Here is a 21,436-nt window from a genome sequence, read left to right on the forward strand (position 1 = left end):
GATCAGGCGGCAGGCGGCGCCACGAAGTTCTTCGGAAGGCCGGCACGGGCGATGTAGCCGTACAGGGTTTCCCCAGGTAACGCGGCTTCGAGCACCGCGCGCGACTCGATCAGTCGTTGCAGATCGATGCCGGTCTCATAGCCCATGCTCTGCAGCATGAACACCATGTCTTCGGTGACGGTATTGCCCGAGGCGCCCGGTGCGAATGGGCATCCGCCGAGTCCGGCGAGCGAGGCATCGAGTTCGCGAATGCCGTGCTGCACGGCGACCAGGCTGTTGGCCAGGGCCAGCCCGCGGGTGTCGTGAAAATGCGCAGCTTGCAGCTTGCCGCCGGCAATGGCGCGAACGGCGTCAATGGTTTCACCCACCTGACCCGGCGTCGCATAACCGGTGGTATCGCCCAGCGAAACCTGATCGCAACCGGTCTCAAGTACCAGGCGAACCAGCTCGCAAAGATCGGCAAGCGGCACTTCACCCTGGCGGGTACAGCCGAAGGCGGTGGACATACCGGCAACCATGACAACCCCGTTACGCCCGGAGCTGCTGCGCAAGTCGCACATCCGCCCGAATTCCTCGACCATTTCCTGCGGGCGGCGGCGTACATTGGCGAGGCTGTGGGCGGCACTGACCGAGATCGGCGCGACGATCCGATGCGCACCGCTAGTCAGGGCGTTTTCGACACCCCGCAGGTTGGGCGCTAGGACAGTGACATTGAGGTCGGTGTAGGTGAGCGCGTGCGCCACCACTTCGCTGGCGTCGGCCATCTGCGGCAGCAGTTTGGCCGGCACGAAGGAGGCAACCTCCATGTGGCGAACGCCAGCGGCGTAGGCCGCGTCGATCCACTTGCATTTGTCGGCGGTGGGCATGGTGCGCTGGAGGCTTTGCAAGCCGTCCCGCAATCCCACCTCATTGATGATTATTTTTGTCATGAGGTCTCTCGCAAGGCATGTCGCTTGAGGGAGAGACTAAGAAGCCTGCCACGCCGCGAAAAGACGTTATTCAAGCCTCTATCCATCGCCAACCACGATGGATGGCCAGCTCAGGCATGCTGCTAGCGGGGTACCCGTGCCAGCAGGTGATTGAGCAGTCGACGCGCCGATAGCGACAGCGCCTCGGCATCGCGGACGCAGATGACGAATTGGCCGAGTGCCCAATCATCGGTCAGCGGAATGACTCGTAGATCGAACAAGTCCGTGTAGCGACTCACCGCCTCACTCGGAAAGATGCCGAGTCCCAGCCCCACATGGATCAGGCGATAGGCCGCATCGAACGAGGACACATGGGTGCGAAAGCGCACTTCGCCTCCCGCCTGGGCGGCAGCCTGTTGCATGTAGGCGTTCAGCGTGGCGTAGGCGGACAGGCCCAGGTGGTCGTAATCCAGCGTTTCGGCAAAGGCGAGTTGAGTGCGCCCGGCCAGGGGATGATCGCCGTTGACGACGACGGCTAGATGGTCGCTGCGGTAGTCGATGAATTCGAGATCACCAGCGACCATGGACTTGCGGCACACACCGAGGTCCGCCTGCCCCTCCGCAACGCCACGCACCACGTCGGGGCTGAAGCGCTCTTCGATATCGACATGGATATGCGCATTTTCCAGCATGAAATCCGACAGTTCCTCAGGCAGGAACTCGATGATCGACGACACGTTGGCGAGAATCTTCACGTGTCCGCGCGCGCCCTCGGCGTACTCGCTTAGCTCGCCCTGCAGGCGCTCCATACTGCGCAACAGTTGCCGAGCGTGCCGCAGAAGCGCTTGGCCAGCAGGGGTCGGCACCACGCCTTTCTTGCTACGCAACAGCATCGGCGTGCCAATATCCGCCTCGATGTCGGCGATTCGCTTGCTGACGGCCGAGGGCGCGATGAATTCACGCTCGCTGGCTTTGCTGATGGCTCCCTCTTCGCACACCGCGATGAACAGCCGAAGCGATACCGGATCGATATGCCACATGTCGAGTCATCCTGATTGGAAGGGCCAGAGACTACCGAAAAAGCAATCGGCCTGCTCCTTCACTAACGCTCGAGCCTTTCATCCGCCGCCCAGAACGAATCGCAGGGTGGCGTTGCCGAAAGCACAACGAGAAAGCGAGCAAAGGAGATCACGATGAATCGGCTTTTCGACAAGACCGCTCCGCAAAACGTGCATGGTTGGGAGCGCACCGCGTCAGTGGCGGGCGGCTTGATGCTGTTGGGCAAAGGGCTGCGTCGCGGCGGCATCAGAGGTTTGCTGCAGCTCGCAATGGGCGGCATGGCGTTGGCACGTGGCATCAGCGGACGCTGCGAGGCCAAGCGCATACTGACCGAGACCGAACAGCAGCATCGCACTCAAGACCTGGCCAACAAGCAGCGTTATAGCCATATGCCGCTCGACTCGGAAGTGCACAGCCCAGACTTCGTAGAGCCCGAAGTGAAGCTACCGGACACCACCCCGATGGGGCATGAAACCCACCCGGGTGAGCAACGCACCAGCTAAAGCGGCGCAGGCAGGTCGATCGTTATTCACTGCCGGCTCAAGTGATGGACCAGTTTGCTGACGCACGACGGGTCCTCGACTTGGAAGGGCAGTCCTAACTGAAGCTACAGCAATCCGCTTCGCACCAAGTGCGTTCGAGAGCGCCGCCGAACGGCAATTGTCGGGATTTTGGCGGCATGGTATTTATGCGACGTGATTTCGTCACATTTCGTAAAACTCTCAGGATGACACTAATGGACGCTATAAAGCTCGACGGCGAAGAAGCTGGACACTGGGGAGTGGTTTATTCCTACGGCAGCGTGTTAGCGGTGTTCGATAACGAGCAGGAAGCTCAGAACGAAGCCGCCTCCTTTGGCGGCGCAGCCGTTCAGCTTGCTCGGAGCGTTTGGACTGCGCTTTGCACGGCCCCTCTGAGCGCAACGGCGCCGAGCTAACCGGTCAGTTGCCGATCTGTCAGCGCGCTCCGTCTCCCATCCTGCTCATCTGAGTGCTTGCTGGATGTCGTCCACCACGGGCGATACATCGATCCGCTGAATCACTTTCTCGCGCTGCTGGAGCACGATATCCAGCACGCGGCTGGGTTGAATGTCGATATCGTCGAAGGTGATCAACTGCCCAGGCTCGACGGCTCTTTTGAGCACCGTGTTGCGGAGCAAACCGATGGGGACATGGTTAGGCTCATCGGCGAGCCGCACCGCTTCGCCACGCACATCGAAGCCTCCGATACCACGACCGATCACGTCGCCCGACTTCATGACCCGCTTGGCTATCGCCGCGACGCCCAGGGTCGGTTCGGTCGCGTTGTTCAGCAGTACGCCGCCTCCGGCCAGCACTCGACGGACTGTTTTTCCGACTTCGAGCGAGCATAGATGGAAAGGACGCGTCAGCACGTAATACGGACCGGGGCCCAACTTGAAATACTCGATCGCCGGTGCCTGGGCTTCATCGTGGCGACACACCAGAAAAACCCCACCAGCCGGATAACCGCTGGGCACGACATAGTCGACGATGGGCTGCCCGATGCCGTCCGCAATCAGACCGAGGACGCTTGCACTGAGGTTCAGGTCGGTTGAAGCCACCCCTTCCAGACCTTGACGGGAAATGGTCGCGCCGAAACCGTTACCGACCACCGCCTGCTCGATCTGCACCTTGGTGCCATCGGTGAAGGATGTGGTCTGCTCGATGCTGATACCCTGCCGTTTGGCCCAGTAGGCCATGTCTTCGGGTGTCGGGTTGTGGTTCAGATAGCCCTTCATGTTGCCGTAGACGAGCGGCTTGAAGCCCATCTGCAAGGCGTCTTCTCGCAACGCAGCGAGAGAGCCCGGCTGATCACCTTCGGCTTCGGTCAGCAACCCCTTGCCTGATAGATAAGAACCGGTGGTGACCTGAAGCTCGGCATTGACCGTGACCACCGGGAGCCCGGCTTCGAATGCGCGCTCGATGACTTCCGTCCCGAAGAACACGTCGCCCGTGCACTCGACGATGATGTCCGAGTTCGAAATGAGCTCATCAACGGAGTTGGTTAACGTATCTCGCAGCGGGAAGTCGCTCAGCGTTCCAATGTTCCTGCGAGTCAGAACCCGACTGATCTGCAGATCCTTGTAGTGCTGCATGATCAGCCGGACGAAGCAATGCGAAATCATCCCTGTGCCTGAAACGCCCACTCGTCTAACTGCTGATTCGCCCATAACGAAAGTCCCTTTGGTTTTGCGTGAAGCTCAGACTGTTACATTTGGAAAAAGTTTAAAACGGGTAGCTTTACCGCTGGCTTGCTCCTTGCGCGCACTCGAAGCGAGTCAGGCATGGCCCAGCCGCCTCGTTTTGTGGGTGAGTCCGGAACGGCACGCGACTTGGCGCCGGCCCGAAAAGCGTCGCTGGGATGTCACTCATGTGTCTGATCACATGCCGCAGCTCTTCGCGCCATGGTTTAGGTCTGATGCCAAAGGTGTCCTCGATCCGGCTGCAATCGAGAACCGACCAGGCCGGCCGGGCCGCGGCGCGCGGCAAGCTTCCGCTCGTCACCGGCAGTACCTGCGGCGCTTTGTCTATCAAGCCGGTCCGTTCCGCTTCACGGAAAATCTCGACGGCGAATTCGGCCCACGAGCACGACGACAATCCACTGTAGTGGTACAGCCCCCACTCCAAATCACCATCGCGGCAATAGCGCAACGCGAGCTCGATCAACACCCTGGCGACGCTTCGTGAGCGAGTCGGGCAGCCGACCTGATCGCTTACGACAGATATCTCGTTCGTTTTGCGGCCGAGATTAAGCATCGTCTGCACGAAGTTGTTGCCATGCTCGCCGTAGATCCAGCTGGTGCGCAGTATCAGATATCGATCCAGGGTTTCGCTGATGACGATCTCCCCCGCCCGCCGCGTTTTGCCATAGACGCAGATCGGCAGGGCCGGGTCGGTCTCTCGATAAGGCTGCGAGCCATCACCCGAAAAGACATATTCACTGGACAGGTGAAACAGCGGAATGCCGAACCGCTTGGCGGCCTGGGCCAGATTTCCAGCGCCGTCGCGATTCACCGCTTCGGCATGCGCGACCTCCGCCTCGGCATGATCGAGATTGGTATAGGCCGCCGCGTTGATGATCAGCGCCGGCCGGTAGCGCTCGATCGCCTGGGCAATTTGCTCAGAAGATGTGATGTCGACGTCTTTATGCAGCAGGCCGATGGCTTCCAGCCCAAAACTCGGAGCTTGGTTGACCAGACAGCGCCCCACCTGCCCGCCTGCGCCGCATACCAGCACGCGCATGTTCGTTCTGAACGATCGGGGTTGTTTCGATTCAGCATCGGTTGATTGCATTGCGCCCCAATCAGCCTCGATTGATTCAATGGCCGGAAGCGGCGAAGTCTCGACGACCTTCGACGTAACGGTCGTCGGCGTTGGGATCAACTCGCGTACGCTGACGCCAAGCGTTTCCAGCGGCGAATCGGCGGCTTCCGGCTCCGGTGCGAAGCGGGCGCTTTCGAGTAGACCTTTCGCCACGATCTTCGCCTTGGCGAACTGACCGCGCTGAAGCATGCGAGCCACCTGCCCCAAGCGGGAAAACAACAAGCCCAGGACGCGACGCTTGCGAAAGTATTTACGCGCCACGAACAACTCGTTGCGCACCAGATGCCGATGCAACGCGACCCGGTTCGGGTCGGTTTCCCGAAGGATATCGATGGCGCCGCTGACCCGTCGCATATGCAGCACCCTGCTTGCCGTTACCAAGTAACCGGGTATGTCCTGACTGATACGCATGGTGAATTCGGTATCGTCGCCCCACATGAACATGGACGCGATGGGCAAGCCGTGGCGTTGCAGCGATGCTCTGGGCACCAGGATCGAGACGAACGTTGCGGGACGAACCGGAACCACACCGATGTCGAGCAGTTCCGGCCAGTTTTCATAGTCGATTTCATTGGTCCGTTCGTCGATGCGCGGAACGTTGGTCAACAGCCCTTCGCTGGTATGGGCTTTAGACACCAGAAACGAGTGCGGCTTGCCTTGAGCGCGCAATTGATCATCGGCCTCAAGCAGCTTCTGCAAGGCGTCCGGCTCGGGAATCACATCGTCATCCATCATCCAGACGAAGTCGGCGCCCTGCTGATAGGCGAGACGGAATCCGGCACTGAAGCCTCCCGATGCTCCGGTGTTGTGCGAGAGGACATACACCTTGAGGTTCGCCAGCCCCGTCTGGAGCAGCATCTCCTCGGTCCCGTCATTGCTGGCATTGTCGACGACGATGATGCCGTCGCAGGGTCGGGTCTGGGCATTGATCCCATCCAGGCAACGCGCTAGCAAATCCTTGCGCTTGTACGAGAGTACGACGGCGAATATCTGATCCATTGAGGCGCTCGGCATCTAGTCAAGAAGGCAGTGGGGATTCCAACCGAACAGTCGAACAACGACCTGATCGCATGAGCGGCAGGAGTGCGCTGCGGTGGCGTCATGGGCCTTTGGCCATGGCGCTCAGCTCTGACCTAGGAGGAAGAACGGGGTTCAGTAAAGTGCAACGAAATGTGGCCAAACGCTTTCAGCCGTACGCCTGGCCTGTTTAGCAGCAGACGCAACGAGCCGGCTAACCCTCACGCTGGACTCGGATACACAAAGCCGCCATCACGTTACGCCTCGTTCGACGCAGCCAACACGGACTCCGCGCAGACGTCCCATACGCGACCCGAACTCAACGCGTCAGCCCTGTTCACATAAATAGATAGCCAAGACGGAGAAGCAGAATGAAAAGATCTTTATTGACCTTGGTCAGTCTGGCGTTCGCGCTCCCTGCCCTCGGGCAAGAACCCTTGGTAACCACACGCTTGAACGGCATGGACCTCGAACTGGAAGAACTTGGTGTGCCGGAAGCGTCCTCGAGCAAGGTCGATCTGAAGGGCGTCCCGGCCATCAAGGTGACCAATCGCAGCCAGGAAATAGCCTCGTGCCAGTTTCACGCCTTGCCTGAAGAAACCGTGATGACGGCGACCCCTGCGGTTTCGATCAGCCCTAACGAGCAAGCGGTCATGCGCGTGCCGGGCAAATATTCCGCTGGTGGACCAATCGCCTTGCTGGTGTGCAAGCCTGAAGGCGCTTCGCTTCGTTGACCCTGCTCACGCAGCCGAAACCACAAATCCCCGACACCGGGAGAAATCGAATAGCGGCGACTGGAACCAAGACGAGTTCAACAGCTTCCGCGATGAAGGTTGGCTCGACGTCTGACGTCGCTGCGTAGCGCTTTATCGGCGATGTAGCCGCCCCCTCGAAGGGGGCGGTTCTATTTTGGGACTCTTGATCCCCCCTCGCCCTCTACGTACACCCGCTGCTGTTCTCCGTATCGATGGAACATCACGCGCCCCACACGCTCCCACCTTGAACTGCCCTGACGATCCATTGGAGACCGCGATGACCCAGCAATCGCAACACAACCGCAGCATTCGCCTCGCCTCACGCCCTAACGGCGCACCCACGCCGGACAACTTCAGCTTGGAAACCAGCCCGGTACCGAAACCCGAAAACGGTCAGCTGTTGTTGCGCACCGTCTATCTCTCGCTGGACCCTTACATGCGCGGCCGAATGAGCGCCGGGCCATCCTACGCACCACCGATGGAAGTGGGCGATGTCATGGTCGGTGGTACGGTCTGCCGGGTCGTCGAGTCCCGTCACCCTGATTATCAGGAAGGTGACTGGGTGCTCAGCGGCAACGGCTGGCAGGACTATGCCCTGTCGGGCGGCGAAGGGTTGCTCAAGCTCGGTCGCGAAATGCAGCACCCCTCCCATGCCTTGGGCGTGCTCGGCATGCCGGGCTTTACCGCTTACATGGGGCTGCTCGACATCGGCCAGCCGAAACCCGGAGAAACGCTGGTGGTGGCGGCCGCCACCGGGCCAGTCGGCGCCACGGTTGGCCAGATCGGCAAGCTGAGGGGTTGTCGTGTGGTGGGCATTGCCGGCGGTCCTGATAAATGCCGTCATGCCGTGCAGACGCTCGGTTTCGACGCGTGCGTCGACCATCGCGCCGACGATTTCGCCCAGCAATTGGCCGAGCGATGCCCTGACGGCATCGACATTTATTTCGAGAACGTGGGTGGCAAGGTATTCGATGCGGTGCTACCGCTGCTCAACACCAGCGCGCGAGTGCCTGTGTGTGGCGTAGTCGCGCAGTACAACAGCACCGACCTGCCGGACGGGCCGGACCGTCTGCCGTTGCTACTCGATACCATCCTGAAAAAGCGTATGCGCATGCAGGGTTTCATCATCTTCAACGACTATGGCCATCGCTATGACGAGTTCGCCCGAGACATGAGCGCCTGGTATGCCGAGGGCAAGATCAAGTACCGCGAGCAGATTGTGCAAGGGCTGGAAAACGCACCCGAGGCATTCATCGGGCTGCTTGAAGGCAAGAACTTCGGCAAGCTGGTGGTGCAGGTGGGCGATGCCTGAGTAGCCTGCCGCTGCCGCGGCGCTTTATTTTGGTGGGCTAAAGCCCACCCTACGCGTTGGACATTGCCAACTGGCATTGCTGCCGCGGCGCTTTCCCTGGTGGGCTAAAAGCCCGCCCTGCCTCGGTGAGCGCCGGACAGTTGTTGTTGAGCGCTGCTTGGTCTTCAGGTAAGCCCTCGCCTACGCCTCAAACCAAATCAGCCCTGGCTCAGCCCAGCCGACACATCGCAACGGCGAGCATCTCTGGCCTGCTGCGGCGGACGGACGCCAGGAATCGGATTAGCCAGGCGGATCTTCAGAAACTCGGTCACGTCCGCCGCCAGGGCTCGCCCGCCGCCGCCCGGGAAGTTGTTGTCGTTGGTCACCAGCAAGGTGCGGGAATCCAGCGGCAACACGCTTTCAATGGTCACGTAGGGAAAGGTGAATGCCCGTTGCCCGTCGCCGTTCAGGTCATCGGGATCGGCCAGTTGCATGAGGTCGACGACTTCGGTCTTGCGCACTTCCCCGCCACTGGCGACACCGCGGGTTTCGATCAGGTAGATTTTCTTGAACGGAGCGCCGTTGGTGGCGGTCGCGTTGTTGCGCTCGATGATCAGGAATCGCGTCTCATCGATCGCAGTCATGTCACCGATGGCGTGTTCGGGTTCCTGCAGGCGGTAGAAGAACACCTTACCGGTGTAGCGCTCCTGATCAATGTCGAACTCATTGATACGCAAGGTACCGGCCGCATCACCGCTGACGGCCTTTTCCAGCAGCGCGTACAACCGGTCCCCGCGAGGGTTGATCGCCATGCCTTCGAAACCGCCGGACCCGCCCAGGTTGGCGGTTGCTCGCCCCGCTACCACATCGGCATGCTGCGGCGCGTAGACACCGGGCAGTGAGATGGCGCTGCGAGTGACGGTGCCCGACGCATCGGTCTTGATCAGGTATGGCCCGAACTCGTCGCCAAACCACATCGCGCAATTCTTGTCTCGGCGCACCGACTCGATGTCCAGGTCAGCGCCCGTCAGCATGCGGCCGAAATCGATTGCACTGTCGACGCGTGGCTTGGAGCCGTCGTTGTAATAAAAGCGGTAATCGGCCTGGATCGGCAGCTCAAGCTTCTGGTTGATGTCGTTAAGCGTGAGGCGCGACGTGTGGGTGAAGCGAGCCAGTGGCGCACCGCTGAGATAGTCGCTCGCACTGACTTTGCCGCTGCCGCCGTTGGCGGTACGGAAATCGGGCCGCACGCTGTAGAGCCGCAACAGCGTGTCGGCGGAGTTCGTCTGCCCACCGAAGCCGTTGTCGGTCATGAATATGAAGCTGTTTTCATCCGCGCCCGGCAGCACTGCGGAAAAGCCTTGCACCGGCTGGCGATTCTCATACGGTGGCGCAAAGGTGCCGTAAGGGTTGGCGCTGGTCATCTGACCCGATGTCGGACCGTCGGAAAAGGTGTCGGCGGGCATCATCGCCCAGCCTACCAGGGTGTTGCTGGCGGCCATCGCAGGGGCGGAGATCGCAGCGGCAAGCGCCACGACCAGCGGCTTCGGGATTCGCATGAGTCAGTGTCTCCATCCGGTCGGAGCCAGCGCCGCGCGACATGCACGACGCTCTGGCATCGGAGAACAACCTTAGGAAGCGACTGTGTCAGGAATATGGCTAAAACTGACGCAGCGTCGGCAAGCTGACGCTAGACCACTCAGTTGCACGATGCAACTCGGTCTCAAGCTGGCGTCTCAGGCCACCTCATGTCCACGTGCCGCCTGAGCGAGATAGAACCAGGCCTGAGTATCCAGCCGCAGCTCGGCGCCCTCCAGGGCTTCCTCGATTCGATCCCAACGCAGGCTGCCGAGGATGGGCACTGGCTTGCCGGGCAGCTTGCGCAACCAGGCCAGCGCGACCTGATTGGCAGTAGCGCCCGATGCCGCGCCGACCTCTTCAAGCGCCTGTTGTAGCGCCGGGCTGAAACGGCCACCTGCCAACGGTGACCATGCCAGCACATGCAGGCCCTCACTTTCCATGGCATGCAGGCGCCCGTCCCATACGGTCTCCTGGGCTTGCAGCGACAACTCGATCTGGTTGCAGCGCAGGGGCAGTTCGCGCGCCAGCGTTTGGCAGTGCAGCAACTCGGCATTGGATACGCCGAGCCAACCAACCTTGCCGCTGCCGACCAGGTCGTTCAGCGCCCGGGCAACCTCATCGACCTGCAGCAAAGGGTCCGGCCGATGCAGCAGGAAGCCGTCCAGGCGCTCGACACCCAAGCGCTTCAGGGTACCCTTGACCGCCTCGGTGAGATACGCAGCCTGGGTGTTGTAATGCTTGACGCCCCAGCGCGACCTGTCCTGCGCTGCCGGCACGATGTCGGCCTTGCCAATCAACTGAATCTGCTGGCGCAACGCCGGGCGTAATTTTAAAGCGGCACCAAAATGCGCCTCGCATTCGCCGCCGCCATAAATGTCAGCGTGATCGAAAGCGCTCACGCCACGCTCGACGCAGCGCTCGAGAAAGCTCAGCAATGCTTTCGGCTGCGCCAGGTCGGGGTATTGCATCAGACGCATCATGCCCAGCAACAGGGGTTGTTCGACGACCTTGTTCAAGTGATCTCCACGATTGACCGGATATTGGACATGTAACAGCGGTTAGGCTGCAGTGCTTTAAGGTGGGTACTGACCGAACCCGCAGCGCAAGGTTCGAATCCGCTCCAGGTTAGCTCGGCCGAAATGACAACGCTCTGCGTATCGCCCCAAAAAAGGGAACGTGAAGCGAGCACCGCACCCTTGTGGGTCAGCGCCGCGCTTTGGCAAGCGGAACCTGACGTGTCTGCCGTTAGCGCTATCGGCGGGCTGAAGCCCACCCTACATGAGCCTTCCAGTGCCGTAGGGTGGGCTTCAGCCCACCAACACTTTGGCAGCGGCTCTCTCCGCCCTGACATCTCACCCGTCGCTGGCACGCAACCTGCTATGCCACATGCAAAGCCTGCCGACCGATTCGGCAGAGCCTCCCGCCGGTCAACGATGACCATCAGCCGCGAAAGGCACGGGACGGGTGCTACGGGCAACGACGCTCGATTCATCACCCCCACAACTCTTGAATTACCAGGCAAAGGCGCCTGGAGCTGCCCGACAGCTCCAGGCGCCTTTTTTGTTTTTGTACGACGGCGCCGCAACGCGGCATCGACGGAGGAACCGGTCATGAACGCAATCGTTACCCCGATCAAGAGTGAAACGCTGGTCGTCATCGGCAACGGCATGGTGGGTCATCACTGCGTCGAGCAACTGATCGAGCGCGGTGCTCTGGGCCAGTACCAACTGCATGTGTACGGCGAAGAGCGCCAGCGCGCTTATGACCGGGTGCATCTGTCCGAATACTTCGGCGGCCGCGATGCCGAATCCCTGGCGATGTGCGACGCCAATTACTACGCCACGCATGGCGTGCATATTCACCTCGGCGTACAGGTGCTGGAGATCGACCGCGAGCGCAAGGAAGTGGTCACCAGCGAAGGCCGCCAGGCTTACGACAAGCTGATTCTGGCGACCGGTTCCTACCCGTTCGTACCGCCGATTCCGGGTGCCGAAGGCAACTCGCGTCTGGTCTACCGCACCCTTGATGACCTCGATGCCATCCGCGCCGCCGCCAGCAACGCCAAGCGTGGTGTCGTGGTCGGCGGCGGTCTGCTCGGCCTGGAAGCGGCCAATGCGCTCAAGTCTCTTGGGCTCGAAGCACATGTGGTGGAGTTCGCCCCGCGTCTGATGCCGGTCCAGCTGGATGAGGAAGGCGGCGCCGCGCTCAAGGCCCGTATCGAGGCACTAGGCGTCGGGGTACACCTGTCGCGCGCCACGCAGGAGATCGTCATCGGCGAGGAATACGCCTACCGGATGAACTTCAACGGTGGCGCTGATGGTAGATGCGAGTGGCTGGAAACCGACCTGATCGTCTTCTCTGCAGGTATCCGCCCGCAGGATGCGCTCGGCCGCAGCGCCGAACTGGAAATCGCACCGCGCGGCGGCGTGGTGATCGATGCCGACTACCGCACCAGCGACCCGTCGATCTTCGCCATCGGCGAATGCGCCTCCTGGAACGGCATGGTCTTCGGCCTGGTTGCGCCGGGCTACACCATGGCGCGCAACGTCGCCGCCCTGCTCACTGGCGAACCGCACCAGCCTTTCAGCGGCGCGGACATGTCGACGAAGCTCAAACTGCTCGGCGTCGATGTCGGCTCCATCGGCGATGCGCATGCCGCGACGCCGGGCGCCAAAAGCTATCGTTTCATCGACGAAGCCAACGCCAGCTACCGCCGCCTTGTGCTGTCCGAAGACGGCAAGCGCGTCATTGGTGCCGTGCTGATCGGCGACAACAGTTATTATGACACCCTGCTTCAGTATGCTCAGAACGGCATCAAGCTGCCGACCGATCCGTCCAGCCTGATCCTGCCACTGTCCGATGGCGCACCAACGCTCGGCGCGGACGCCCTCCCCGACACCGCTACCATCTGCTCCTGCCACAACGTCACCAAGGGCGCGGTGTGCTGCCAGGTCGATGCCGGTATCACCGACCTTGGCGAACTGAAAGCCGCCACCAAGGCCGGCACCGGCTGCGGCGGTTGCAGCGCGCTGCTCAAGCAAGTCTTCGAGCATGAATTGACCGCTCGCGGCGTAGAGGTGGACAAAAGTCTGTGCGAGCACTTCGCCCACACCCGCCAAGAGCTGTACGGGATTGTCCGCGTCGAGGGCATCATCAGCTTCGAAGAGCTGCTGGCCAAGCACGGCCGCGGCCACACCGGCTGCGATATCTGTAAGCCGGCGGTGGGCTCGATTCTCGCGTCCTGCTGGAATCAGCCGATCACCGATCCAGGCATGATCCCGCTGCAAGACACCAACGACACCTTCATGGCGAACATGCAGAAGAACGGCACCTACTCGGTGGTGCCGCGCATCGCCGGTGGTGAAATCACGCCGGACAAGCTGATCGCGCTTGGCGCCGTTGCCAAGAAATACGACCTCTACACCAAGATCACCGGTGGCCAGCGCATTGACCTGTTCGGCGCACAGCTACACGAGCTGCCCGACATTTGGGGCGAGCTGATCGAAGCGGGCTTCGAAACCGGTCACGCCTACGGCAAGTCCCTGCGCACGGTGAAATCCTGCGTCGGCAGCACCTGGTGCCGCTACGGCGTGCAGGACAGCGTCGGCATGGCGCTGCGTCTGGAGGACCGCTACAAAGGTCTGCGCTCGCCGCACAAGATCAAGTTCGGCGTCTCCGGCTGCACCCGCGAATGCGCCGAGGCGCAGAGCAAGGACATCGGCGTGATCGCCACCGAGAACGGCTGGAACCTGTATGTGTCCGGCAACGGCGGCATGCGTCCGCGCCATGCCGAGCTGTTCGCCACCGATCTTGATGACGAAACCCTGATCCGCTACATCGACCGCTTCCTGATGTTCTACATCCGCACCGCGGACAAGCTGCAGCGCACCTCGGTCTGGCGCGAGTCGCTCGAAGGCGGCCTCGACTACCTCAAGGAAGTCATCATCGGTGACAGCCTGAATCTCGCCGCCGAGCTTGAAGCGCAGATGCAGCTGGTGGTCGACCGCTACGAATGCGAATGGGCCAACGCCATCAAGGACCCGGAAAAGCTCAAGCGCTTCCGCACCTTCGTCAACGACCAGCGCGGCGACCCGGACATCCATTTCGTCAAGGAACGTGGCCAGCGCCGTCCGGTGCACGTGTCCGAACTCCACCTGATTCCCGTAACCGAGGAGGTGCTCTGATGAGCCAGCCCAACGCTGTACGCATGCAACCGAGTAAATCCGCCAGCTGGCGGGCGCTGTGCAGCCGCCGCGATTTGGTCGCCAATTCAGGCGTGGTCGCCTGGCTGGACGGCGAACAGGTGGCGCTGTTTCACCTGCCTGAAACGGAGACCGGCGAGCAGGTTTTCGCCATCGCCAACAAGGACCCGAAATCAGGCGCGAACGTCATTGGCCGCGGAATTCTCGGCCAGCTCAAGGGCGATTTGGTGATCGCCTCGCCGCTGTACAAGCAGCACTTCCGCCTGGCTGATGGTAGCTGCCTGGAATATCCAGAACAGCATTTGCAAGTCTGGCCGGTGCGCCTGAACGGCGATGCGGTGGAAATCGCCGCCGCCTGACTGCGGCCCGACACAACGAGTAGCGATACGCCAACGGCAGGGTCAGCCCTGCTTTGCCAACACAACCAGAGAATCAGAAATGTCCTATCTCGTTCCTTCGGAATTCGTTACCAAGATGGTCGACTCCGGTGAGTCGAAAATCTTTATGTCCACGCGGGACACCTTGATCCGAGCATTTATGGCCGGTGCGATCCTGGCGCTGGCCGCCGTGTTCGCCGTGACCGTCACGGTACAAACCGGCTCTCCGCTGGTGGGCGCCATGCTGTTTCCAGTCGGTTTCATCATGCTCTATCTGATGGGCTTCGATCTGCTCACCGGCGTCTTCGTCCTGGCTCCATTGGCCCTGTTGGACAAGCGTCCGGGCGTAACGGTTAACGGTGTGCTGCGCAACTGGGGGCTGGTGTTCGTCGGTAACTTTGCCGGGGCGCTGCTGGTCGCGTTCATGATGGCCTTTATGTTCACTACCGGGTTCTCCACCGATCCGGGTCCGATCGGAGAAAAAATCTCCACCATCGGTGAAGCTCGCACATTGGGGTACGCCGAATTCGGTGCATCCGGCTGGTTCACCATCTTTCTGCGCGGGATGCTGTGCAACTGGATGGTCTCGATGGGTGTGGTCGGGGCAATAATTTCCACGACCGTAGGCGGCAAGGCCATCGCCATGTGGATGCCCATCATGCTGTTCTTCTTCATGGGCTTTGAGCACTCGGTGGTGAACATGTTTCTGTTCCCCTCCGCCATGATCATGGGCGGCGACTTCTCGATCATGGATTACATGCTTTGGAACGAGATCCCCACGGCGCTGGGCAATCTGGTCGGCGGTCTGGCCTTCACTGGTCTGACGCTTTACACCACTCACGTCAAGACGGGCGCCAAACGCGCATTGGTGCGCTGATAGATGACGGCAAACCCCGGTGCGACCGGGGTTTGCTACATGCCATGAACAGCCAACTCAAGGTCTCGGTGGGCCAACACACCGACAAGGGACGCAAGGAAAGCAACCAGGATTTCCACGGCGCCTACATTCCTAAAGAACCGCAGCTGAGCAGCAAAGGCATCGCCATCGCGCTTGCGGATGGCATCAGCAGCAGCGCCGTCAGTCATATCGCCAGCGAATCGGCGGTCACCGGCTTCTTTGCCGACTATTTCTGCACCTCCGACGCCTGGACGGTAAAGACCTCGGCGCAACGTGTGCTGATGGCAACCAACTCCTGGCTGCACGCGCAAAGTCAGCAGAGCCAGTACAGCTACGACAAGGACCGCGGCTACGTCTGCACCTTCAGCGCCATGGTCATCAAGTCGACCACCGCGCACCTTTTCCATGTCGGCGACTCACGCATCTATCGCGTCCAGGGCAATGCCCTGGAGCAGTTGACCAACGATCACCGCATGTGGGTCTCGGAAAACAAGAGTTACCTGAGCCGGGCGTTGGGCATTCATTCACAACTGGAACTGGACTACCGCGCCGAACAGGTCGAGGTGGGCGACACCTTTATTCTCGCGACCGATGGCGTGTACGAATTCGTCAGCGCGTCGTCGATGCTTCAGGCCATCGCAGATAATCCGGACGATCTCGATGCAGCCGCGCGGGAAATCGTTGTCCAGGCATTGGAACAGGGCAGCGACGACAACCTCACGCTTCAGATACTGCGTATCGACGAGCTGCCGATCAGGGCGGCGGACGAACTCTACCTGCAACTCACTGAACTGCCCTTCCCGCCCATCCTGGAGGCGCGAGCCCGGTTCGACGGCTACATCATCGTTCGCGAAGTGCACGCCAGTAGCCGCAGTCATGTTTACCTGGCGACCGACGACGACAACCAAACGCCGGTGATCATAAAGACGCCATCGATCGACCTGCAGCGGGACGTGCAATACCTCGAACGCTTTCTTACCGAAGAATGGGTCGCGCGGCGCATCGAGAGCGCCCACGTGGCCAAGCCATGCCTGCAGACCCGCAAGCGCAACTTTCTCTATAGCGTGACCGAGTTCGTCGAAGGCCAGACGCTGACCCAGTGGATGATCGACCACCCCAGGCCGGACCTGGAAACGGTTCGCGGTATCGTCGAGCAGATCGCCAAAGGGCTACGCGCGTTTCACCGACTGGAGATGCTGCATCAGGACCTGCGGCCGGAGAACATCATGATCGACGCCACCGGCACGGTGAAAATCATCGACTTCGGCTCGACCCGTGTCGCTGGCATCATGGAGATCGCGTCACCCATCGAACGCGGCGATCTGCTCGGCACCGCTCAATACACCGCACCGGAATACTTCCTCGGCGAAAGCGGCACGCCCCGCTCGGATATGTTCTCGCTGGCGGTCATCACCTATCAGATGCTCACCGGCCACCTGCCCTACGGCACCGCGGTCTCCCGTTGTCGCACTCGGGCAGCGCAGAACAAGCTCAGCTACAGCCCGATCCGCGAGCATGACCGTGAAGTACCCGCCTGGATCGACGACGTGCTACGCAAGGCACTGCACCCGGACCCTTACAAGCGCTACGAGGACCTGTCGGAGTTCGTTTTCGAGTTACGCCAGCCTAATCAGGCCTTTCTCAACAAGGCGCGGCCACCATTGATGGAACGCAATCCGGTGCTGTTCTGGAAAAGCGTTTCGCTAGTGCTGGCCATTACGGTGGTTGTGCTGATGGTGCGTTGAGGTCTGCAAACTTTCAGCCCGTTGCGACGCCTCACTCGGAGCGCTGCGGCGCGTAGACGTTGAGCTGAGGATCGGTGACACCGTCTTTCGACGGGTCGAGAATCCAGCGCAATTGGGTGACCAGCTCCTCGCAGTTTTCGCCGCGCTGCAACCAATCCTGAAAAGCGATCCGCGCGCCCGACAGCGCCGCCTCCGTAACGTGCTCGGCCTCGGTCGTAGGGACGCCGGGTTGCCAATTATCGAATACGGCCTTGAGGGCTTGCTGCGCTTCTTCGGCCCCCAACTCCCCGTCCGACCAGCGCGATGTGATGTCCTGAGCCTGTTGCAAGGCGGTTACCGAGGGGTTAGACGATTCCATTTTTCAGGCTCCTCCAGCGAATTTTGTCTAGCTTGGAGTCCGGCTGCGTCGGTGAATTCGTCTCCGCCTATCAGACCACAGCGCCGCTGGTAGGGTATTTGACGGCGATTCCAGGCCATCGAACCTCTAAGGACGACTGCCGTTCGGCTCCTGGCCGGAACGTCCGCGCACGATGGGCTGCCAGATGATGAACAGTGCTGGATTTGCGTCTGGCTGCTTGTCCGTTCCGCTCACTAAATGACGGCGAGGCCCGATCCCGTCCCGGCGGCACACGATAAATCCCCTTACGCATTGGAACCTGCCCCATGCACCTGATCCAACTACTGCTCCCGCTTTACGACAATGACGGGCAAGCCTTGCCTAAATCACTGTTCGCCGAGGTGCGCGACGAACTCATGCAGCAGTTCGGCGGCCTGACCGCTCACACCCGCGCGCCAGTCAACGGATTGTGGCTTGAGGATGACAACGCGGCCGTGCGCGACGACCTGATCATTTACGAAGTGCTGGCGCCCGAACTCAATCGCTCCTGGTGGAGCGACTACCGAACTTCGCTGGAAACCCGCTTCCGTCAGGAGCAGGTGTTGATCCAAGCACATCCGGTCGAGCGGCTATAACGGTGTTCAGCCTCCTTCCCGCCGCTTGGTTAAAGCCAGAGCCGAACGTCATGCTGGGTCGCGCCAAGCACTGCATGAAATGATGAAAATTTAATGAACCCTCAGGGCGTCCCGCTGTCAGTCCAGTCTGCAGCCCTACAGGGGGTCACGTGCCCAACCCCTGGGATAATACATTCTCCCAATCGGCACATCCGTACGTCTGCTGTTCGCCCATCCCGGCATGCTGGTCAACTCGCCAGCGCCGGGTCGTTTGTTTTCGGCCCGTTCACCGGGGCCTTCATTTTTCAACGCGAAGACCGCCAATGTCCTTATCTCGCCATCGTCTCGCTCTTCTATCCCGTTTTACTTGGTTGACCACTCAGAGCCGCGTCGTTCGTGTCGGTGTGTTCGGCACCCTGCTGGCCGTCGTCGCACCGGCCCAAGCCCAGCAAGCGACCAACGATCGCTGGGTCAGCGATACCTTGAGTACCTACGTACGCAGCGGCCCAACCGACGGCTATCGCATCGTCGGTAGTCTTACGTCAGGGCAGAAAGTCGAGTTGCTCGATACCCAGGGCGACTACAGCCAGGTTCGCGGCGAGAACGGCGATCGCGTCTGGATCCGCAGCAGTGATCTGCAAGAAATTCCCGGCCAGGCCGAGCGTCTGCCGCAGCTCGAGCAGCAGGTCGCCGAACTCAGTGAAGAATTGAAGACAATCGACGACAACTGGAAGGCCCGCGTGCAAGGCATGCAAGAGACCTTGGACTCACGCAAGGCCTTGATCGATGAGCTGGAAGCGCGCCGCAAAGCGCTCGACGAAGCACTCACGGCTACCGAGTCGGACCTGCGCGACGCCCAGGCTCGGCTGGGTGACGAGAACAATCAGGTGCTGATGCGCTACATGGTTTACGGTGGCAGCATCGCCGGCGCGGGCTTGCTGGCCGGGTTGATCATTCCGGCCATGACGCGCGGGCGCAAGCGCAACGACCGTTGGTTCTAGCCCCCCTAACCGGGTTCGGATATCCGCTTCGTGACGCCTGCCACGGACGATGACCAACCCGGCCCTGCCTGCATCATGCGCTCGAGAATTTGCGCGGCGGGCATTGGCCTGTCGAGTAGAAAGCCTTGAAGCGTTTCACAACCGAGTTCGGTGAGGAACGCGCGCTGTTCGGCCGTTTCCACGCCCTCCGCGACAATTTCCAGGCCCAGCGCTTTACCCAATGCAATGATCGCCGAGACGATCACTGAGTCTTCGTTACCGACGCTCATCTCCTTGACGAACGCACGGTCGATTTTCAGCTCGCTAGCTGGAAGTCGCTTCAGATAAAGCAGACTCGAATATCCCGTACCGAAGTCATCGATGGAGGCTTTCACGCCGAAATCGGTGAGGCTCCTCAAGGTTTCGATGGTCGCTTCCGCGTTTCGCATGGCTACGGTTTCAGTGATTTCGAGGGTCAGATTCGCAGCGGGGATGCAATGGCGGTCGATCGCCTCGGCCACCATCTCGAGCAGGCCCGGTTGCTCGAACTGCACAGCTGAAAGGTTGACGGCGATACTCCAATGGCTGAACCCCTGAAGATGCCATTCGCGCAATTGGCGGCACGCCTCGGCCAGCACCCATTTTCCAATGGGTATGATCAAGCCGGTTTTCTCGGCCATCGGCAGAAAGACGTCGGGCGCGAGCAAGCCACGCGTCGGGTGCTGCCAACGCAGCAATGCCTCGAAGCCTTGCACATCCCCGGTCGGCACTTCGAATTTCGGCTGGTAAAGCAGGCGCAGCTCATTCCGCTCTTCAGCCATGCGCAGATCGTGCAGCAGTTGCAATTGCTCAGCCGCGTTCGCGTTCATCGAGGCTTCAAAGAAGCTGTAGCCGTTCCGGCCGGCACTCTTGGTGTGATACATGGCGGCATCGGCATGCAGCAGCAGGTCGCGCTCGGTTTCGCCATCGCTGGGGTACACCGCAATGCCGACGCTGAGCGACACCCGCAGCTGGTAACGGGACAGCGCGAAGGGCTCATCGATGCACTGCACCAGCTTGTCGGCCAGCGTTGCGGCGTCATCAGGTCCGGTGATGGCGGCCAGCAGCACGAACTCATCCCCACCCAGCCGCGCCAGCGTGTCCTGGGCGCGAATGCACGCGCGCAGCCGCTCGGTAACGCTCATCAGCAGTTCATCGCCGATATGGTGACCGAAGGCATCGTTCACGGCCTTGAAGCCATCCAGGTCCATGAACATCACGGCGAAGGTGGACGACTCCCGCTGGGCAACCTTGAGCGCCTGACTTAGCCGATCTTCGAGCAACAGACGGTTGGGCAATCTGGTCAGATTGTCATGCAGGGCGAGCTGGATTAGCTCACTGTTGGCCTTTTCCAGCGAACTGGCCAGCAACGAGGTACGGCTTTGCATGCGGCCGTCCAGTATCGAGACGATCAGCGCGATTGCCAGGACCGCCAGCGTCAGCATGATCACCAACAGAGCCAGCCAGTTGGTATCCAGACCGGTATTGGACGCGCCGCAGAAGCTCCCGTCCGGAAAGCTCGCCGCAGCCATGCCGGTGTAATGCATGCCAGCGATCGCGAGCCCCATGATCACTGCGGCGATACCCCGCCATAACCGTACGCGACAAACATTCGCGCGTAGGCGAAATGCGAGCCAGAGCGCAGCGGCCGAGGCCAGGATGGCGACGGCCACCGAAGCGCTTAACCATCCCATGTCATACACGATGCCCGGCTGCATTCGCAGCGCCGCCATGCCGCTGTAGTGCATGACCGCGATACCGCAGCCAATCAGAACCGCGCCATGCGCGAGCCGCAGCCAGGGCAGCGTCTGCTGGCACACCAGCCAGAGCGCCAGGGCAGACGCCGCGATTGCGATGACCAGGGAGGCCGTGGTGATCAAGGGGTCGTAGCCAAGCGGAATCGGCAAACTGAAGGCCAGCATGCCCACAAAGTGCATCGACCAGATACCCAGCCCCATGGAAAACGAGCCACCGATCCACCATAGGCGCGCCGCACGACCTTGAGCGGTCGCAACGCGCCCCGCCATGTCGAGCGCGGTGTAGGACGCAAGTACAGCAACAAGGAACGAGAAGAACACCAGGATTTCGTTATAGCTACCAACCAGCATGGTTTGGGTTCCTGCGAAGGGCTGCGTTGTACTGACTTTGTCGCTATGCCAGTTCATCGCTCGCTAGGACGTTTTCTGAAGAGCGGACAACACATATCCGCCGAACGGATAGCGCCGGTCAGACCGATGCAAGCCCTGCTGCTGTAGGTCGTTATGCCAATCGACATTCGCTGGCAAGGTG

18 protein-coding genes are annotated in these 21,436 nt (G+C 60.9%); 10 read left to right on the plus strand and 8 right to left on the minus strand.

Annotated elements, in window-relative coordinates; all coding sequences use genetic code 11:
- Positions 1 to 2: 2 nt before the first annotated feature.
- A complete protein-coding gene (locus E0D86_RS18995) occupies positions 3 to 929 on the minus strand; it encodes a hydroxymethylglutaryl-CoA lyase (RefSeq protein WP_131651611.1) in 927 nt (308 codons plus the stop codon).
- 122 nt (positions 930 to 1,051) lie between these two features.
- Positions 1,052 to 1,948 carry a LysR substrate-binding domain-containing protein gene (locus E0D86_RS19000; protein ID WP_131651612.1) on the minus strand — a complete coding sequence of 299 codons (897 nt, stop codon included), beginning with the start codon at positions 1,946 to 1,948 and terminating at the stop codon, positions 1,052 to 1,054.
- Positions 1,949 to 2,101: 153 nt separating this feature from the next.
- Here E0D86_RS19000 and E0D86_RS19005 point away from each other — a divergent pair, with 153 nt between their 5' ends.
- Entirely contained in the window at positions 2,102 to 2,470 is a 369-nt protein-coding gene (locus E0D86_RS19005) for a YgaP-like transmembrane domain (protein ID WP_131651613.1), read from the plus strand.
- A 233-nt stretch (positions 2,471 to 2,703) separates the two neighbouring features.
- Entirely contained in the window at positions 2,704 to 2,904 is a 201-nt protein-coding gene (locus E0D86_RS19010; RefSeq protein WP_131651614.1) for a hypothetical protein, read from the plus strand.
- A 45-nt stretch (positions 2,905 to 2,949) separates the two neighbouring features.
- On the opposite strand, the gene E0D86_RS19015 is transcribed toward E0D86_RS19010, so the two are convergent.
- Together E0D86_RS19015 and rfbD are read right to left on the minus strand one after the other, a co-directional pair.
- The gene (locus E0D86_RS19015; RefSeq protein ID WP_131651615.1) at positions 2,950 to 4,113 is read right to left on the minus strand and encodes an NAD(P)-dependent oxidoreductase; all 1,164 of its coding nucleotides are present in this window, start codon (positions 4,111 to 4,113) and stop codon (positions 2,950 to 2,952) included.
- A 115-nt stretch (positions 4,114 to 4,228) separates the two neighbouring features.
- Positions 4,229 to 6,310, minus strand: a complete 2,082-nt coding sequence (gene rfbD / locus E0D86_RS19020) for a dTDP-4-dehydrorhamnose reductase (protein ID WP_131651616.1) — start codon at positions 6,308 to 6,310, stop codon at positions 4,229 to 4,231.
- A 389-nt stretch (positions 6,311 to 6,699) separates the two neighbouring features.
- Here rfbD and E0D86_RS19025 point away from each other — a divergent pair, with 389 nt between their 5' ends.
- Together E0D86_RS19025 and E0D86_RS19030 are read left to right on the plus strand one after the other, a co-directional pair.
- Complete coding sequence (locus E0D86_RS19025) at positions 6,700 to 7,062, plus strand: hypothetical protein (protein ID WP_131651617.1); 363 nt, start codon at positions 6,700 to 6,702, stop codon at positions 7,060 to 7,062.
- A 298-nt stretch (positions 7,063 to 7,360) separates the two neighbouring features.
- Positions 7,361 to 8,395: an NADP-dependent oxidoreductase gene (locus E0D86_RS19030; RefSeq protein ID WP_131651618.1), complete on the plus strand. Its 1,035-nt coding sequence runs from the start codon at positions 7,361 to 7,363 to the stop codon at positions 8,393 to 8,395.
- A 197-nt stretch (positions 8,396 to 8,592) separates the two neighbouring features.
- Here E0D86_RS19030 and E0D86_RS19035 read toward each other — a convergent pair whose 3' ends face one another.
- Both E0D86_RS19035 and E0D86_RS19040 read right to left on the minus strand, forming a co-directional pair.
- Complete coding sequence (locus E0D86_RS19035; protein WP_131651619.1) at positions 8,593 to 9,933, minus strand: esterase-like activity of phytase family protein; 1,341 nt, start codon at positions 9,931 to 9,933, stop codon at positions 8,593 to 8,595.
- A 177-nt stretch (positions 9,934 to 10,110) separates the two neighbouring features.
- Entirely contained in the window at positions 10,111 to 10,935 is an 825-nt protein-coding gene (locus E0D86_RS19040; RefSeq protein WP_131651707.1) for an aldo/keto reductase family oxidoreductase, read from the minus strand.
- Positions 10,936 to 11,565: 630 nt separating this feature from the next.
- On the opposite strand from E0D86_RS19040, the gene nirB reads away from it, so the two are divergent.
- The 4 genes from nirB to E0D86_RS19060 all read left to right on the plus strand — a co-directional run bounded on the left by nirB (position 11,566) and on the right by E0D86_RS19060 (position 17,177).
- Positions 11,566 to 14,139: a nitrite reductase large subunit NirB gene (gene nirB / locus E0D86_RS19045; RefSeq protein WP_131651620.1), complete on the plus strand. Its 2,574-nt coding sequence runs from the start codon at positions 11,566 to 11,568 to the stop codon at positions 14,137 to 14,139.
- Entirely contained in the window at positions 14,139 to 14,516 is a 378-nt protein-coding gene (gene nirD, locus E0D86_RS19050; protein ID WP_131651621.1) for a nitrite reductase small subunit NirD, read from the plus strand. Before nirB ends, nirD begins: the two co-directional genes overlap by 1 nt.
- Before the next feature lie 79 nt (positions 14,517 to 14,595).
- Positions 14,596 to 15,411 (plus strand): formate/nitrite transporter family protein, encoded by an 816-nt coding sequence (locus tag E0D86_RS19055; protein WP_131651622.1) that lies wholly within the window; start codon positions 14,596 to 14,598, stop codon positions 15,409 to 15,411.
- Between the two features lie 44 nt (positions 15,412 to 15,455).
- On the plus strand, positions 15,456 to 17,177 hold the full coding sequence (locus tag E0D86_RS19060) for a bifunctional protein-serine/threonine kinase/phosphatase (RefSeq protein WP_131651623.1): 1,722 nt from the start codon (positions 15,456 to 15,458) through the stop codon (positions 17,175 to 17,177).
- Positions 17,178 to 17,208: 31 nt separating this feature from the next.
- Here E0D86_RS19060 and E0D86_RS19065 read toward each other — a convergent pair whose 3' ends face one another.
- Positions 17,209 to 17,535, minus strand: a complete 327-nt coding sequence (locus tag E0D86_RS19065) for a hypothetical protein (RefSeq protein ID WP_131651624.1) — start codon at positions 17,533 to 17,535, stop codon at positions 17,209 to 17,211.
- 305 nt (positions 17,536 to 17,840) lie between these two features.
- Between E0D86_RS19065 and E0D86_RS19070 the strand changes: the two genes are divergently transcribed.
- Complete coding sequence (locus E0D86_RS19070; protein WP_131651625.1) at positions 17,841 to 18,149, plus strand: hypothetical protein; 309 nt, start codon at positions 17,841 to 17,843, stop codon at positions 18,147 to 18,149.
- Between the two features lie 302 nt (positions 18,150 to 18,451).
- Positions 18,452 to 19,129, plus strand: coding sequence for a TIGR04211 family SH3 domain-containing protein (locus E0D86_RS19075; RefSeq protein WP_131651626.1), 678 nt, complete (start codon positions 18,452 to 18,454; stop codon positions 19,127 to 19,129).
- Positions 19,130 to 19,134: 5 nt separating this feature from the next.
- On the opposite strand, the gene E0D86_RS19080 is transcribed toward E0D86_RS19075, so the two are convergent.
- A complete protein-coding gene (locus tag E0D86_RS19080) occupies positions 19,135 to 21,255 on the minus strand; it encodes a bifunctional diguanylate cyclase/phosphodiesterase (protein WP_131651627.1) in 2,121 nt (706 codons plus the stop codon).
- Positions 21,256 to 21,436: the final 181 nt, after the last annotated feature.

Origin of the sequence: Pseudomonas sp. IC_126, from assembly GCF_004331835.1 — a bacterium.
GTDB lineage: Bacteria > Pseudomonadota > Gammaproteobacteria > Pseudomonadales > Pseudomonadaceae > Stutzerimonas.